This window comes from Curtobacterium sp. MCSS17_005, assembly GCF_003234225.2.
GTDB classification, from domain to species: domain Bacteria; phylum Actinomycetota; class Actinomycetes; order Actinomycetales; family Microbacteriaceae; genus Curtobacterium; species Curtobacterium flaccumfaciens.
Map to the genome: position 1 here is coordinate 2,057,898 of NZ_CP126258.1, position 14,612 is coordinate 2,072,509.

12 protein-coding genes are annotated in these 14,612 nt (G+C 71.3%); 1 reads left to right on the forward strand and 11 read right to left on the reverse strand.

Annotated elements, in window-relative coordinates; all coding sequences use genetic code 11:
• Positions 1-58 precede the first annotated feature (58 nt).
• From DEJ20_RS09945 to DEJ20_RS09985, 9 genes are all read right to left on the reverse strand, one after another.
• On the reverse strand, positions 59-409 hold the full coding sequence (locus DEJ20_RS09945; RefSeq protein ID WP_027465636.1) for an RNA polymerase-binding protein RbpA: 351 nt from the start codon (positions 407-409) through the stop codon (positions 59-61).
• A 110-nt stretch (positions 410-519) separates the two neighbouring features.
• Positions 520-2,112 carry an apolipoprotein N-acyltransferase gene (gene lnt / locus DEJ20_RS09950; RefSeq protein ID WP_258377238.1) on the reverse strand — a complete coding sequence of 531 codons (1,593 nt, stop codon included), beginning with the start codon at positions 2,110-2,112 and terminating at the stop codon, positions 520-522.
• A gap of 11 nt (positions 2,113-2,123) precedes the next feature.
• A complete protein-coding gene (locus DEJ20_RS09955; RefSeq protein ID WP_071244709.1) occupies positions 2,124-4,562 on the reverse strand; it encodes a DEAD/DEAH box helicase in 2,439 nt (812 codons plus the stop codon).
• A complete protein-coding gene (tatC, locus tag DEJ20_RS09960) occupies positions 4,559-5,311 on the reverse strand; it encodes a twin-arginine translocase subunit TatC (RefSeq protein WP_111054254.1) in 753 nt (250 codons plus the stop codon). The genes DEJ20_RS09955 and tatC overlap by 4 nt, the downstream gene beginning before the upstream one ends.
• A 752-nt stretch (positions 5,312-6,063) precedes the next feature.
• Positions 6,064-7,035 carry a helix-turn-helix transcriptional regulator gene (locus tag DEJ20_RS09965; RefSeq protein WP_111236783.1) on the reverse strand — a complete coding sequence of 324 codons (972 nt, stop codon included), beginning with the start codon at positions 7,033-7,035 and terminating at the stop codon, positions 6,064-6,066.
• Entirely contained in the window at positions 7,028-8,080 is a 1,053-nt protein-coding gene (locus tag DEJ20_RS09970; RefSeq protein WP_111236781.1) for a helix-turn-helix transcriptional regulator, read from the reverse strand. The genes DEJ20_RS09965 and DEJ20_RS09970 overlap by 8 nt, the downstream gene beginning before the upstream one ends.
• Positions 8,081-8,151: 71 nt before the next feature.
• Positions 8,152-9,072 carry an FKBP-type peptidyl-prolyl cis-trans isomerase gene (locus DEJ20_RS09975; RefSeq protein WP_111236780.1) on the reverse strand — a complete coding sequence of 307 codons (921 nt, stop codon included), beginning with the start codon at positions 9,070-9,072 and terminating at the stop codon, positions 8,152-8,154.
• 42 nt (positions 9,073-9,114) lie between these two features.
• On the reverse strand, positions 9,115-10,251 hold the full coding sequence (locus DEJ20_RS09980; RefSeq protein WP_111236779.1) for a tRNA (adenine-N1)-methyltransferase: 1,137 nt from the start codon (positions 10,249-10,251) through the stop codon (positions 9,115-9,117).
• Entirely contained in the window at positions 10,248-11,066 is an 819-nt protein-coding gene (locus tag DEJ20_RS09985; RefSeq protein WP_258377282.1) for an HAD family hydrolase, read from the reverse strand. The genes DEJ20_RS09980 and DEJ20_RS09985 overlap by 4 nt, the downstream gene beginning before the upstream one ends.
• A 147-nt stretch (positions 11,067-11,213) precedes the next feature.
• On the opposite strand from DEJ20_RS09985, the gene DEJ20_RS09990 reads away from it, so the two are divergent.
• Positions 11,214-12,137 carry a proteasome assembly chaperone family protein gene (locus DEJ20_RS09990; RefSeq protein ID WP_027465645.1) on the forward strand — a complete coding sequence of 308 codons (924 nt, stop codon included), beginning with the start codon at positions 11,214-11,216 and terminating at the stop codon, positions 12,135-12,137.
• A 371-nt stretch (positions 12,138-12,508) separates the two neighbouring features.
• On the opposite strand, the gene mshC is transcribed toward DEJ20_RS09990, so the two are convergent.
• Together mshC and DEJ20_RS10000 are read right to left on the reverse strand one after the other, a co-directional pair.
• On the reverse strand, positions 12,509-13,753 hold the full coding sequence (gene mshC / locus DEJ20_RS09995; protein WP_111236778.1) for a cysteine--1-D-myo-inosityl 2-amino-2-deoxy-alpha-D-glucopyranoside ligase: 1,245 nt from the start codon (positions 13,751-13,753) through the stop codon (positions 12,509-12,511).
• Positions 13,750-14,580: an undecaprenyl-diphosphate phosphatase gene (locus DEJ20_RS10000; RefSeq protein WP_027465647.1), complete on the reverse strand. Its 831-nt coding sequence runs from the start codon at positions 14,578-14,580 to the stop codon at positions 13,750-13,752. Before DEJ20_RS10000 ends, mshC begins: the two co-directional genes overlap by 4 nt.
• Positions 14,581-14,612: the final 32 nt, after the last annotated feature.

A 14,612-nucleotide genomic window follows, 5' to 3' on the forward strand; every position in this document is an offset into this window, starting at 1 on the left:
CGAACGACGACGCCCGCCCCGGGGAACCGGGGCGGGCGTCGTCGTGTGTTCGGTGGTGTCAGGCGCCGCGTCGTGCGCGGAGTACCTGCAGGCGCTCTTCGAGGAGCTCCTCGAGTTCTTCGCGCGAGCGGCGCTCGAGCAGCATGTCCCAGTGGGTGCGGGGTGCCTTCACGTCCTCTTCGGCGACCTCGACGGGGATCCCGTCGTCGCCGAGCAGCCGGCCCTCGCGACCGGAGCGCGGCTCCGACCAGGTCTGGGGGACGTCCGCGTCAGCGGAGAAGACGATGTCGAACGTCTCACCCGAATCCGTCTGGTAGACCGCACGCTTGCGATCCGAGAGCTCGACGCCCTCTTCGCTCTGGAGACTCTGACTCCCGAGCCGCATGCCGCGGAGACTCCGATCAGCCATGTGTGTGCTCCTCTCGCTCGTCTGCCCTCCACAACACTGTCCCACGCCCCATCAATCCCGTACCGGCGCATTCACAGTCCGTTCCCAGTGGCTGGGCGCGGCGAGTCCGATCAGGAGCGGGTGCGACGACCCCAGGGCGCGCAGGCGAGGAGCACGAGGAGGCCGCCGAGGGAGAGCAGGAGCGTGATCGAGCCGGACAGGATCGACGCCGGGGTGGTGGACGTGCCGAGCGGCACGTCGGTCACCATCGACGTCGCGGTGTACTCCGGCACCCGGTCGATCGTGCGGCCGCTCGGGTCGATGACCTGGGACGCTCCGACGGTCGAGATGTTCACGAGCGACCGGCCGGTCTCGATGGCCCGCATCCGCGCGATCTCGAGCTGCTGCAGGTTCTCGTCGGTGCCCGAGAAGTCGGCGTTGTTCGTCTGCGCGAGGATCACCTGCGCTCCCCCGCGCACCATGTCGGCGGTCAGCCCGTCGTCGACGATGTCGAAGCAGATCGAGATGCCGGCACGGATGCCCGCGACGGAGAGCACGTTCGGCTTCGTCCCCGGCGTGTAGTCGCGCTGCAACAGGCCGATCAGCGACGGCGCGAGCTTGGAGAAGAACCAGCGGTCAGGCACGTACTCGCCGAACGGCACCGGACGCTTCTTGTCGTAGGACGACTGCCAGCCGTCGGCGGTCCACACGAACGACGTGTTGTGCAGCACCCCCGACGGGGTCTGCGTGATGGCACCCGCGACGATCGGGGCGTCGAGCGAGTCGACCACCGAGTCGAGGGCGGAGGCGATGACCGGCTGCTGGCGCGGGTCGTACTCCGCACCTGCCTCGGGCCAGACGACCAGGTCCACACCCTTCGCGTCCACGTCCGTCGCCGCGACCTGCGCCGCCAGGACGTCGCCGGGCTCCGCACGGTCGAAGTAGCCCGCGGGACCGTTGCCCTGCACCGACTCGACCCGGATCGTGCCGCTCGTCGCCGTCGGCCACGCCGGCACGGCCAGGACCGCCGCGACGAGCAGACCCGCCGTCGCCACCCGCACGGGCAGCCGGAGCGTCGCGCCCGGCACACGGGGTGCCACGAGCGCGAGCGACACCACGACCGCGACGCAGTACACGACGATGAACGTTAGCCCGAGGACGCCGACGTACGCGGCCAGGTGCGTGAACGGCCCCTGCGACTGCGACAGGCCGACCCGCCCCCAGGCGAAACCGCCGTACGGCCAGCTCCCCGAGAACCACTCGCGTCCGGTCCAGAGGGCGGCGACGATAGCCGGGAGGCCCCACACGCGTCCGGCGGTCGAGGGCACCACGCGGGCGACCCAGAGGTACGCCAGGGCGATGGCGACACTGCCGAGCGCGAAGAACGCGGCTTCGAGCAGGGCGAGTGCGAACCACGGGACCGGCCCCAGGTAGCGACCGGCCCACGAGATGGCCGGGATCCAGAACGCCGCGCCGGCGAGGTAGCCGATCCACGCCGCGCGCCGCGCCCGCTGCCCCATCACCGCGAGCAGCATGCAGGCGAGTGCCGGGTAGGCGAGGAACCACCACCCGGGCGACGGGAACGCGAGCGCGAAGAGGATCCCACCGATGACGGCCAACGGCAGCGCGGTGCCCAGCGGCAACGCGGCGAACGGGCCGGTCGCGACCGCCCCGCGGCCGACGCGAGCGGGCAGCCCGCGCACACTGGTCTCCGGAACCCGCACCGGGCCTCCAGTCAGACCGCCGCGTAGGCGACGATGCCGCGGCGAACCGCGTCCGTCGCCCGTCGGGCGGTCTGGGCGAGTTCGTCGTCGCCGGCGTTCCGGATCTGGTCGAGCAGGTCGATGACCTGCTTCGACCAGCGGACGAAGTCGCCAGCCGGCAGGTCGAGGGTGCGGAGGACGTCGTCGAGGGCCGAGCCCGAGGCCCAGCGGAACATGCCGACGGCCATCGCGGGGGTCGGCGGCTGCGAACCGGCCAGGCGCGCCGCACGTTCGATGTCGTCCAGGCGCGACCAGATGGTCAGTGTCTCGTCGAGCGCGGGGCGGAACGCACCGCGGGGCAGGGCGTGCTCCGTGCCGGGCGCGTCCTCGCGGCGGGGCTGGTAGATGATCGTCGCGGCCATGGCGGCGAGCTGTGCCGGGGTGAGGTCCTTCCAGACCCCCGCTTCGAGGCACTCGGCGACGAGCAGGTCGCGGTCGCCGTAGATGCGCTGCAGGCGACGGCCACCCGCGGCCACCGTGGCTTCGCCGTTGCCGGCGTCCACCAGGTAGCCGAGCTCGAGCAGGACCTCGGTGACACGGTCGAAGGTCGTCGCGACGGCGCCCGTGCGGGACCGGATCTGCTGGACGAGCTTGTCGTTGGCGCGCTTGAGCTTCCACCAGCGCTCGGACCAGCGGGCGTGCGCCTCGCGTTCGGGGCAGGCGTGGCAGGGGTGGCGCTGCAGCTGGCGGCGGACCGCCGTGATCGCGGCCTGGCGTTCCTGGCGGGCGCCGTGCGACGCCTCGCGACCGCCGGGCACGTTCGTGCGCTCGAGGTCGGAGAGTTCGCGACGGAGCGCCGAGTACTCGGTGAAGTCGCCGAGGTGGCACTGCATCGCCTCGCGGTAGCCGTCGAGGGATTCCTGCTGCGAGCGGACCTTGCGGGCGAGGTCGACCACCGATCGGTCGGCCTGGAACTGGGCGAACGACGTCTCGAGGACCTCGCGCGTGCGCTGCCGGCCGAACTGGTCGATCAGATTGACGGCCATGTTGTAGGTCGGCTTGAACGACGAGTTGAGCGGGTACGTGCGACGGCTGGCCAGCGACGCGACGGCCTGCGGGTCGAGCCCGTCGGTCCACTGGATGACCGAGTGCCCCTCGACGTCGATGCCACGACGACCGGCACGACCGGTGAGCTGCGTGTACTCCCCCGGGGTGATCGGCACACGGGCTTCGCCGTTGAACTTCTCGAGCTTCTCGAGCACGACGGTGCGCGCCGGCATGTTCACGCCGAGCGCCAGCGTCTCGGTGGCGAACACGACCTTCAGGAGCTTGCGCTGGAAGAGGTTCTCGACGACCTCCTTGAAGGCGGGGAGCAGGCCGGCGTGGTGCGCCGCGACCCCGCGCTCGAGCCCTTCGAGCCACTCCCAGTAGCCGAGGACGGCCAGGTCTTCGTCGAGCAGGGTGCGGCAGTGGTACTCCGCCGTCTCGCGGATCTCGTTGCGCTCCTGCACCGTCGTCAGGGACAGCCCCGAGCGCAGGACGTTGCGGACGCCCTGGTCGCAACCGTTGCGGCTGAACACGAAGAAGATCGCGGGCAGGAGCATCCGCTCGTCGAGCATGTGCGCGATCTGTTCGCGGTGCACCTTCTCGGTGCGGGGCCCACGGCGCTCGGGGTAGCCACCACGACCGCGTCGGCCGCGGTGGCCGCCGCCGTTCCGCTCGCTCCGCGAACCGCCGCCGACCATGCGGAGCAGTTCGGGGTTCACGCGATTCGTCGCCGCGGCACCGCTCGAGTCGAACAGGTCGACCATCTTCGAACCGACCAGGACGTGCTGCTCGAGCGGCACGGGACGGTCCTCGGAGACGATGACGTCCGTGTCGCCGCGGACGGTCTGCAGCCAGTCGCCGAACTCCTCGGCGTTGGACACCGTCGCGCTGAGCGAGACCAGGCGGACCTCGGTCGGGAGGTGCAGGATGACCTCTTCCCACACGGCACCGCGGAACCGGTCGGCGAGGTAGTGCACCTCGTCGAGGACCACCCAGGCGAGGTCGTCGAGCAGGTCCGAGTCGGCGTAGATCATGTTCCGGAGCACCTCGGTCGTCATCACGACGACGCGGGCGCGGGGGTTCACGTTCGTGTCGCCGGTGAGCAGCCCGACCTCGGACTCACCGTAGACGTCGACGAGCTCGGCGTACTTCTGGTTGCTCAGTGCCTTCATCGGCGTCGTGTAGAAGACCTTCGCCGTCGGCTGGCGCATGGCGAGCCAGATGGCGAACTCGGCCACGATGGTCTTGCCGGCTCCGGTCGGGGCGGCGACGAGGACGCTGCGGCCCTGGTCGAGCGAGTCGCAGGCGGCGAACTGGAACGGGTCGAGGTCGAACCGCAGGTCCGTCCGGAAGAGCTCGAGGTTGCGCGACCGGTTGCGCACCTTGGCCGCGGCGAACCGCTCAGCCGCACTCGTGCCGCTCACAGGTCGTACTCCTCGTCGAGCTTCGCCTGGCGCTTGGCCAGACGGCGGTCGTGGATCCACGCGATGAAGCAGGCCGCGATGTACAGCACGGTCATCGGGATGGCCAGCAGGAACATCGAGATGACGTCGGCGCTCGGGGTGACGATGGCGCAGAAGACCAGGATGCAGAGGATCGCGACGCGCCAGCTCTTGATGATCGCGGAGGCCGACAGCACCCCGACGAAGTTCAGCAGCACGATGAACACCGGCAGCACGAACGCGATGCCGACCGCGACGATGAGCTTGATGACGAAGTCGTAGTACGCCTTCGCATCGACGATCGAGGTGTCCTGGCTCGACACGAAGCTGCCGAGGATGCCGACCACGTGCGGCAGGATGTACCACCCGAAGTAGCATCCGGCGAAGAACAGCGGGATCGCGGTGCCGAGGAAGCCCCAGACGTACTGCCGCTCGCGCCGGACCAGCGCGGGCACGATGAACGCCCAGATCTGGTAGAGCCAGACCGGGCTCGCGATGACGACGCCGATGGTGATCGCGATCTGCAGCTTCAGGTCGAACGCCCCGGTGATCATCGGGAAGTTCAGCTCGGCCGTGTGTCCGCCGACCTTGGCGAGCTCGGTCACCGGTGCCCGGAGCGCGTCGAGCACCCACGGGGTGAGGAACCAGCCGCCGATCGCACCGACGACGATCGCCACGACTGCGCGGAAGAGACGGTTGCGCAGCTCGATGAGGTGCTGCCCGAGCGACATGCGGCCTTCGGCGTCGGTCTTCTGGCGCCCCTGCCGCTTCGCTCGCCCGCGCGCGGTCGTCGAAGCCATGTGCTCGATCTTACGGGGTCGGGACCGACAGTCCGCCGGGGGTCGGCGCGGCCGCGTGGCGGGTGGGCGGTGGGCGGGCGGCGGGCGGGCGTTTGGCGAGCGGGCGGGCGAGTGGGCGGGCGGGATCGGGCGTACCTGGTCGGAACAACACACCAGGTACGCCCGGAACGACCAGGTACCCGAGGTCCGCCGTGCGGGATCGGGCGTACCGAGCGAGACCGGGCGTACCTGGTCGGAGCAACACACCAGGTACGCCCGGAACCACCAGGTACCCGAGCTTCACCGTGCGGGAATCGGGCATACCTGGTCGGATCAACACACCAGGTACGCCCGGAACGACCAGGTATCCGAAGTTCACCGTGCCGGATCGGGCATACCTGGCGAGATCGGGCGTACCTGGTCGGAGCAACACCCCAGGTACGCCCGGAACGACCAGCTACCCGAGCTTCACCGTGCGGGATCGGGCGTGCCGTGCGACATCGGGCTTACCTGGCGAGTTCGGGCATACCTGGCGGGAACGGGCATACCGGGTCGGAAGATCACACCAGGTACGCCCGGAACAACCAGGTACCCGAGGTCCACCGTGCGAGATCGGGCGTACCTGGCGAGATCAGGCATACCGTGCAGGATCGGGCGTACCCGGTCGGAACGTGCAGCGCTCGGAGGGACTGCAGCGGCAGACCTCAGCCGGCGGCGAGGGCAGCGGCCGCGAAGTCGCGCACCGCGTCACGGGCCGCTGGCGGGTCGAGCACCACGGCACGACCGGGCAACCCGGCGACGAGCCGGACCACCCCGTCGAACCCGTGCGACGCCGCGAGCCGGATGCGCACACGACCGTCACCGTCGGGCGCGTCGGCGGTGTCGGACAGGAAGTCGGCGACCAGGGGCAGTGACGTGGAGTCGAGTTCCACCGTGACGATGACGTCGTCGGCGGCCTGCTGGAACAGCGTGTCCGGGATCACGACCTGGTCGATGGTCTTCTCGGCCGGGCGGTCGTCGACCCGGGCCTCGGACATGCGATCGAGCCGGAACGTCCGGAGCGCCTGCCGGTCGAGGTCCCACGCGCGCAGGTACCAGTCGGTGTCGATGGACTCGACCCGGAGCGGGTCGACCCGTCGGGTGCCGCCCTGGGTCCGCGGTCCGGCGTACTCGAAGACCAGGCCGCGGCCGTCGGACATCGCCCGGCGGATGGTGGCGAGGGCGACGTCGTGCAGGTCCTGCCCGACGGCGACGGTCGACGTCGCTCCCCCGGCACCGCGGGACAGCTTGGCCATCAGCGCGCGGATGGCGTCACGGTCGGCGGCCTCGGGCAGCGCGGACAGGTACTGCAGACCGGCGATGAGCGCCGACGCCTCACGAGCCGACAGACGCGGTGAGTCGTCGATCGCCACCAGGTTGGTCAGCACGATCATGTCGTTCTGGTCGAAGTCGTCCCAGGCGATGTCGAACAGGTCGCCGTGCTGGTACTGCATCGTCTCGCCGGGCACCCCGGACACCGCGATGAGTTCGACGGCGCGCCGGATGCGGGCCTCGGGCACACCGAAGTGCCGAGCGGCCTCGGCCACCGAGACCCGCTCGCGGTCGATCAGGTACGGCACCAGGGCGAGCAGGAACGCGAGCTTGTCCTGCGCCTGCAGGGGTTGGGCGTCAGCCACGAACGGGGTCCTCTCCGGGGGCTGCAGCACGGTCGTCGTCGGTGTGGTCACGCACGAGTGCCCGGAGGCGCTCTTCGACCCGTGACCGCAGGTCGTCGGGCTCGAGCACCCGGACCTCGGGCCCGAAGGCGGCGAGTTCCTCGGCGAGGATCTGCGGGTCGACGTGGTGCAGCACGAGCGCGCCGTCGGCGTCGGTCTCGGTGTCGCGGCGACGGGTCAGTCGGCGTTCGGCGTCTGAACCCGGCGTCACGGCGATGCGCGCGGTGCGCTCTGCCCAGATCCGCTCGAGCTCGGCGAGGGTGCGCTCCCCCGCGCCGACGGGAGCGGTGTGCTGCCCGACCTCGTACTGGGTGACGGGTCCGACGATGCGGGCCAGCAGGTAGTTCCTGTCCGAGTCCGTCGCGAACTCGTGGGCGGCGAGCATCCACCGGCCGCCGTGCTGCACCAGGGCGAGCGGAGCCACTTCGCGCCGACGGGCGTCGTGCTGCCCCGGCGTGATGTAGTCGAAGCGCACGGCTGCACCGCGGTCGAGCGCGGAACGGAGCGGCTCGAACGAGGCATCCCGGGCGCGGAGCCGCGGGGCGTAGGCGTCCACCCCGAGCTGCAGGGCACCGTCGTCGTCCTCGGCACCGGCCGAGCGGACCTTCAACAGGCCGCGGCGGGAGTCGGCGGACAGTGCACCTTCGCGCCAGGCCATCGCGGCCAGGGACAGCAGCGCGGATTCGTCCGGGGTGAAGCGGACGTCGACGGGCAGGTCGTACTCGCCCTTCGGTATCCGGTACCGGAGCGTCTGGTTGTTGCCCGCGGCACCCGGGGTCTCGATGGTCTCGAGGGGGATGCCGAGCTCGCGGACGTCGTCCTTGTCGCGTTCGAACTGGCGCTCGAGCGAGGCGTTGTCGCCACCGGTCGAGAACCGCTGCCGGTACCCCTGCACGTTGGCCAGGATCTCGGCCTTGGTCAGCCCGGACTCCGTCGAGAGCAGCGCGAGCACGAGGCTGAACAGCCGCTCCTCGGCGGGCACACGGGGCACACGGGTCGCTGGCACGAGCCGATCCTACGGCAGCGCGGGTGCACCGGAGTGCACCCGCGCCGCGGTCCGTGGACGGTCGGACCGGGTCAGTTCGAGATCGCCCCGAGGACGTCGATCACGTACGCGTACGCGGTCCCCTGCTGGTTGACGATGGCCAGGACCTGGTCCCCGACGTGGTGCCCGACGATGGCGGTCCGGACGCCCTCGTCCACCTGGCCCTTGGTGAGCGGGATGGCCTGCGCACCGGATCCGTCGGTCCAGCTGGAGCCGGCGACGGACGGGTCGGCACCCCAGGTGACGGCGGTGTACTTGATGACCGCGGTGTCCTTCGCGGTGAGCTCGCGGCCGTCGCCCTTGCGGAGCAGGTGCGTCTCGTTCGACTTCGGGGCGCTCCACGACGGGATCGTGATGCCGGGGGCGCCGGACGGTGCGAGCACCACGGCCGGCATCTTGTCGCCGGCGAGCTGCGGGGTGCCGGTGGCACGGGCGTCGAAGGCGCGCTTGACGTCGATGACGGCAATCACGGCGTCCTCGGTCTTCCCCGACGAGGAGCTGCCAGCGGTGCCGCCGGTGCTGCTCAGGGCGCTCTTCGGCAGGGCCACCGCCAGGCGGTCGCCGACGCGGGCGCACTGCAGCGAGGCACCGAGGGCCCCGTAGTTGCTCGCACCGGCGGTGATCGGTGCCGTCTGGCCCGAGTAGCCGCTCGTCTGGGCGACCTCGCCGGTGGAACCGTCGACCAGGGTGTACTCGACCAGGACGGGGGTGCCGTCGTCGATCGTGCGACCGGAGCCCTGCTTCAGCACGGAAACCTGCGTGCCCTTGGTGGTCAGGCCCTTCGGCACGTTCACCTTCGGCTCCGAGCCGAACTTGCCAGTGGCGGTCACCGCTTCGGACGCGGCGCCGGGAGCGGCACAGCTCGAGGGCGTGGTGCCGGCACCGTTCGAGGCGCAGGCGGTGAGCGACACCGCGAGACCGATGGTGACCAGGAGTGCGGGGATGGTGCGCACGGACCCTCTTTCCGTTCGATGCAGGACGGGCACGCCGTCAGCCTACCGTTCGTCCTCGACGGCCCCGGACGGAGCCACAGCACCGTCCGCCGCGGACGACGCCTCGGCCGCCGCGACCTTGCGCGCCTGCGCCGCCGACTGCCGGGCGACCTTGCGGAGCTTCTTGTCGCTCGTCGCCCGCTCGCCCACGGCGCCGGGGGTCCAGGCCTCGATGTCCTCGTCCGAGAACTCCGCCTTGCCCGCGCGGCGCTTCAGGTTCGGCAGCACGGTGCCGTCGGCCAGGCGTCGTGCCGTGATGAGGAATCCGGTGTGCCCGACCATGCGGTGGTCCGGGCGGACGGCGAGGCCCTCGACGTGCCAGGTGCGCACCAGGGTCTCGCTCGGCATCGGGTCGGTGAAGCGCCCGGTGTCGCGCAGGGCCTCGGCCGTGCGGGACAGCTGCGTGACGGTCGCGACGTAGCAGACGATGAGTCCGCCGGGCACGAGGGCGTCGGCCGCGGCGTCCACGCACTCCCACGGCGCGAGCATGTCGAGCACGACCCGGTCGATGCTCTGCGGCTCGGTCGCGTCGGGCAGCGACTCGACCAGGTCGCCGACGGTGACGGACCAGTTGTCCGGGACCGCGCCGAGGAAGGTGCCGACGTTGCCCTTCGCGATCGCCGCGAACTCCTCGCGGCGCTCGAACGACTGCAGCTGCCCGGTCGGGCCGATCGCGCGGAGCAGGAACAGCGACAGCGCCCCCGAGCCGACGCCGGCCTCGACCACGCGGGCCCCGGGGAAGACGTCCGCGAAGGCCACGATCTGCGCCGCGTCCTTCGGGTAGACGATCGCGGCACCACGCGGCATCGACATGACGTAGTCGTTGAGCAGCGGACGGAGCGCGAGGTACTCGTCACCGGTGCTCGCCCGGATGACGGAGCCGTCGGGCTGGCCGATGACGTCGTCGTGCCGGAGCACCCCGCGGTGCGTGTGGTACTCACCCGCGGTCTCGAGCGACAGCGTCGTGAGCTTGCCCTTCGGACCGGTCAGCTGCACCCGGTCGCCGGCCCGGAACGGGCCGCGCGGCGGCGTGTGCGGTGCGCCGCCCGCGGTGTGCGGGAGGGCTGCGGTCGGATCCGCGGTCGGACTGGAGGCGCGGCTCACGTCCGCCTCGTCGCGTGCGTCGTCGGTGTGGCTCATCGGGTGACCCCTTCGGTGTCCGCAGCGTGCGCCGGGTCCGGCACCGCGCCTCTCCCCACCGGCACGGCCGTCCCACCGCTGGCGCGTCGGTCCGGAACCGGCGGCGTGGGCCCAGCCTGCGCAGCGCGTGCGGCCAGTGCCGGCGTCGTCAACTCGACCAGACGGTCGACGTCGACGCCCGCCAGGGTGGTCAGGTGCACGTCGCCGCCGGCGATCTCGGACAGCGGGACGATGTGCTCGACGGCGACCGTGACGGCGCCGGAGGCGACGGCCGACGCGACGCCGGTGGCGGAGTCCTCGATCGCGACGCACGCGGTGGGCTCGACGCCGAGCTGCGCCGCGGCGGACAGGTACGCGTCCGGGAACGGCTTCGGGCGGTCGACGTCGTCGCCGGCCACGACGACGCGGAAGCCGCGTTCGCCCAGGGCCTCGGCGGCGACGAGCGCCATCTTGCGACGGGACATCGTGACCAGGGCGGTCGGGATGCCGCGGGCGTGGAGCTCCTCGACGAGCTCACGGGCACCCGGCCGCCAGGGCAGTTCACCGGCGCGCAGGTGCTCCATGACGTAGTCGGTCATCCACTGGATGATCTCCTCGACCTCCATGTCGACGCCCTTGGCGCGCAGGAGCTCACCGGAGCGCTCGAGGCCGGACCCGACCAGGGACAGGCCGTCCTCGTGGGTCCACTCGGCGCCGTAGCGGTTCGTCAGGTCGACCTGGGACCGCTGCCAGATCGGCTCGGTGTCGATGATCGTGCCGTCCATGTCCCACAGCACGGCTGCGGGCGGGACGAGGGCAGGAGGATGCGCGGTCACGGGCGACGAGTCTACCGGGGCCGTTCCGCTGGGCGCGGACGCGCGCGTGCGCCGACACCCCCTGGGCCTACAGTGGATGCCTGAATCGTGTCCGGCCGGGGGCATCGCTCCCGCCCCGCTCCGCTCCACCACCAGGAGGTCCGCTCCGTGCCACAGCACTCCCCCTTCAGCGACGGTCGCTTGCTCGTCGTCGCCTTCGAGGGCTGGAACGACGCCGGCGAGGCCGCGAGCGGTCTGGCGCGTCGCATCGTCGAGTCGCTCGGGCTCGACGAGCTGCGTGAGCTCGACGGCGAGCGGTACGTCGACTACCAGTTCAACCGACCCACCGTCGGCACCGACGACAACGGCGACCGCGGCGTGCAGTGGCCCCGGATCGTGCTGCACGGCCCCGGTGCCGAGGGCCGTCCGGTCATCGGCGCCACCGGCTCCCCCACCGACCGTGACGTCTTCGTCCTCGTCGGCCCGGAACCCTCGCGCACCTGGCGGGGCTTCTGCTCGGAGATCATCGACCTGGCGGACGTCTACTCGATCGACGCAGTCGTCTTCGTCGGTGCGATGCTCGCCGACGTCCCGCACACCCGGCCGATCTCGGTGTTCGTGTCGAGCGAGAACGCCGGTGTCCGCGCCGCCTTCGACGTCGACAAGTCCTCGTACGAGGGCCCGACGGGCATCCTCGGGGTCCTCGCCGACGCCATGGACAAGGCCGGGCTGACCACGCTGTCCCTGTGGGCCTCGGTGCCGCACTACGTGCACAACTCGCCCTCGCCCAAGGCCACGCTCTCGCTGCTCGACAAGATCGAGGAGCTCACGGACGTCACGGTGCCCCGTGGGTCGCTGCTCGACGACGCCACCGAGTGGGAAGAGGGCATCGACGCCCTCGCCGCCGACGACGAGGACATGGCGTCCTACATCGGGCAGCTCGAGCAGGCGCGCGACACAGTCGACTCCCCCGAGGCCTCGGGTGACGCCATCGCGCAGGAGTTCGAGCAGTACCTCCGTCGCCGTGAGCGCAAGGACGGCAAGGACGGCGGCACCGCCGGTGGCGAGGGGCCGTGGCGGCCCCAGCAGTAGCCGTCACCCGCTGACGGACAGGAGGCACGGTGCCGGCTGCCACCGTGCCTCCTGTCCGTGGTGGGCGTGCGGCGTGCGGCGTGCGGTCACGACACCCCGCTCACGTCCGGCGAGTGGTCGCGAACTGTCGGCTGCCGACCGCCCCGGCGACAGTTCCTGACCCCTCGGCGGCGCGCACGCGACGTGTCGCGACCACACGGCGGACGGGAGGCGCGTGTCGGCCTCGCCACGGGCCTCCCGTCCGGCGACCGCGAACGGTCACGACACCCCGCTCACCTCCGGCGAGTGGTCGCGAACTGTCGGCTGCGGCCCGCCCGGGCGACAGTTCCTGACCCCTCGGCGGCGCGCACGCGACCGTGTCGCGGCCCCCGTCAGGCCAGGCGGATGCCGAGCAGCGCGTCGATCAGGTCGAGGAGCTCCGGCGTGCACGCCGTGCCGCCGGCGATCGCCGTGTCGACCGCAGCAACGGCACCGGGGGTGTCCAGGTCGTCGGAGACCCGCGCGCGGATGCGTGCCGCGACGTCCGCTGCGTCGTCGGCGTGCCCGGCGGAGGCTCCCGAGGCCCAGGCGTCCCAGCCGGCGAGCCGCGTCTGGGCGCTCGTCAGCTCGGTGTCGAACCACTCCCAGTCGTCGGAGTACTTGTGCGACAGCAGTGCGAGCCGGATGGCACGGGGGTCGGCGCCGTCGTCGAGCAGCCCGCGCACGGTGACGAGGTTGCCGAGCGACTTCGAGATCTTCGTGCCCTGGTAAGCGATCATCCCGGTGTGCACGAACGCGTTCGCGAGGGGCTGGTGCGCGAGGGCAGCAGCGTGCCCGGCGCTCATCTCGTGGTGCGGGAAGACGAGGTCGCTCCCGCCGCCCTGCACGCTGATCGGCAGCCCGAGGCGGTCACCGGCGATGACGCTGCACTCGATGTGCCAGCCGGGGCGACCGGGGCCGATCTCGGTGTCCCAGGCCGGCTCGCCGTCACGCGCGGCGCGCCACAGCAGCGGGTCGAGCGGGTCGCGCTTGCCCGGACGATCCGGGTCGCCGCCGCGTTCGGCTGCGAGGGCGAGCATCGTCTCGCGGTCCAGGCCGCTCTCGCCACCGAGGGTCCATGCGTCGGTCGGGCGGTTCACGTCGAAGTACAGGTCGTCGCCCTCGGCGCCGTCGGTCGGGACCTCGTACGCGTAGCCGGACTCCTGCAGGAACGAGACCGCCTCGGCAACGCGCTCGACCTCGTCGGTGACGGCCACGAAGTCGTCCGGCGGCAGGATCCGGAGCGACTCCATGTCGCGGCGGAACAGGTCGACCTGCTCAGCCGCCAGGGCACGCCAGTCGACGCCATCGCGGGCGGCACGCTCGAGCAGCGGGTCGTCCACGTCAGTGACGTTCTGCGCGTACTCGACGTCGAGCCCCGCGTCACGCCAGGCACGGCCGAGCGTGTCGAACGCCAGGTAGGTCGCCGCGTGGCCGAGGTGCGTGGCGTCGTACGGCGTGATCCCACAGACGTACAGCGCGGCACGGTCCTCGTCGCGGGCGGGGTCCACCGGCTTGCCCGTTGCGGTGTCGTGGACGACCGGTCGGGGCGCGGCGCCGGGGACGTCGGGGACGGATGGGGCCTGCCAGGCCCTCACGGCTGGATCACTCCGAGCGACAACAACACGATGAGCACGATACCGAGTGCGATCCGGTAAACGACGAAGGGCATGAAGCTGCGCTTGCTGATGTAGTTCATGAACGCCGCGATCACGACGAACCCGACCACGAACGCGACGACGGTGGCGATGAGCGTGTCGGCGAGTCCGAACGGCGAGCCGTGGTCGCCGAGGCTCGTCGCGGCCTCGTAGAACCCGGACAGGAACACCGCCGGGATCGCCAGCAGGAACGCGAAGCGCGCGGCCGCCGGGCGGGTGTACCCGAGGGCGAGACCCATCGACACCGTCGCACCGGAACGGGACACACCGGGCACCAGGGCGAGCATCTGCGCCAGGCCGATGAGCAGACCACCACGGAACGTCATCTGCTCGATCCGGCGCTCCTTGCGGCCCACCCTGTCGAGCACCCCGAGCACGACACCGAACACGATGAGGACGATCGCGACGATCCAGAGCGACCGGAACGTGGTCTCGATCGAGTCCTTGAGCAGGAGCCCGGCGACCCCGATCGGGATCGTGCCGAGGATCACCAGCCAGCCGAGCCGGACGTCAGGGTCGCCCTTCGGCACGTCACGCTTGACCACCGACCGGAACCACCGCCCGATGATCCGGGTGATGTCCTTCCAGAAGTAGATGAGCACCGCGGTCTCGGTGCCGAGCTGCGTCACGGCGGTGAAGGCCGCACCGGGGTCCTTCGCGTCGGGCAGGAAGAGCCCCACGATGCGCAGGTGCGCGCTGGAGGACACCGGCAGGAACTCGGTGAGCCCCTGGACGAAGCCGAGGAAGATCGCCTCGAGGATGTGCATCGCACGGGCCTTTCAGGGGGAGGTCGGTCAGG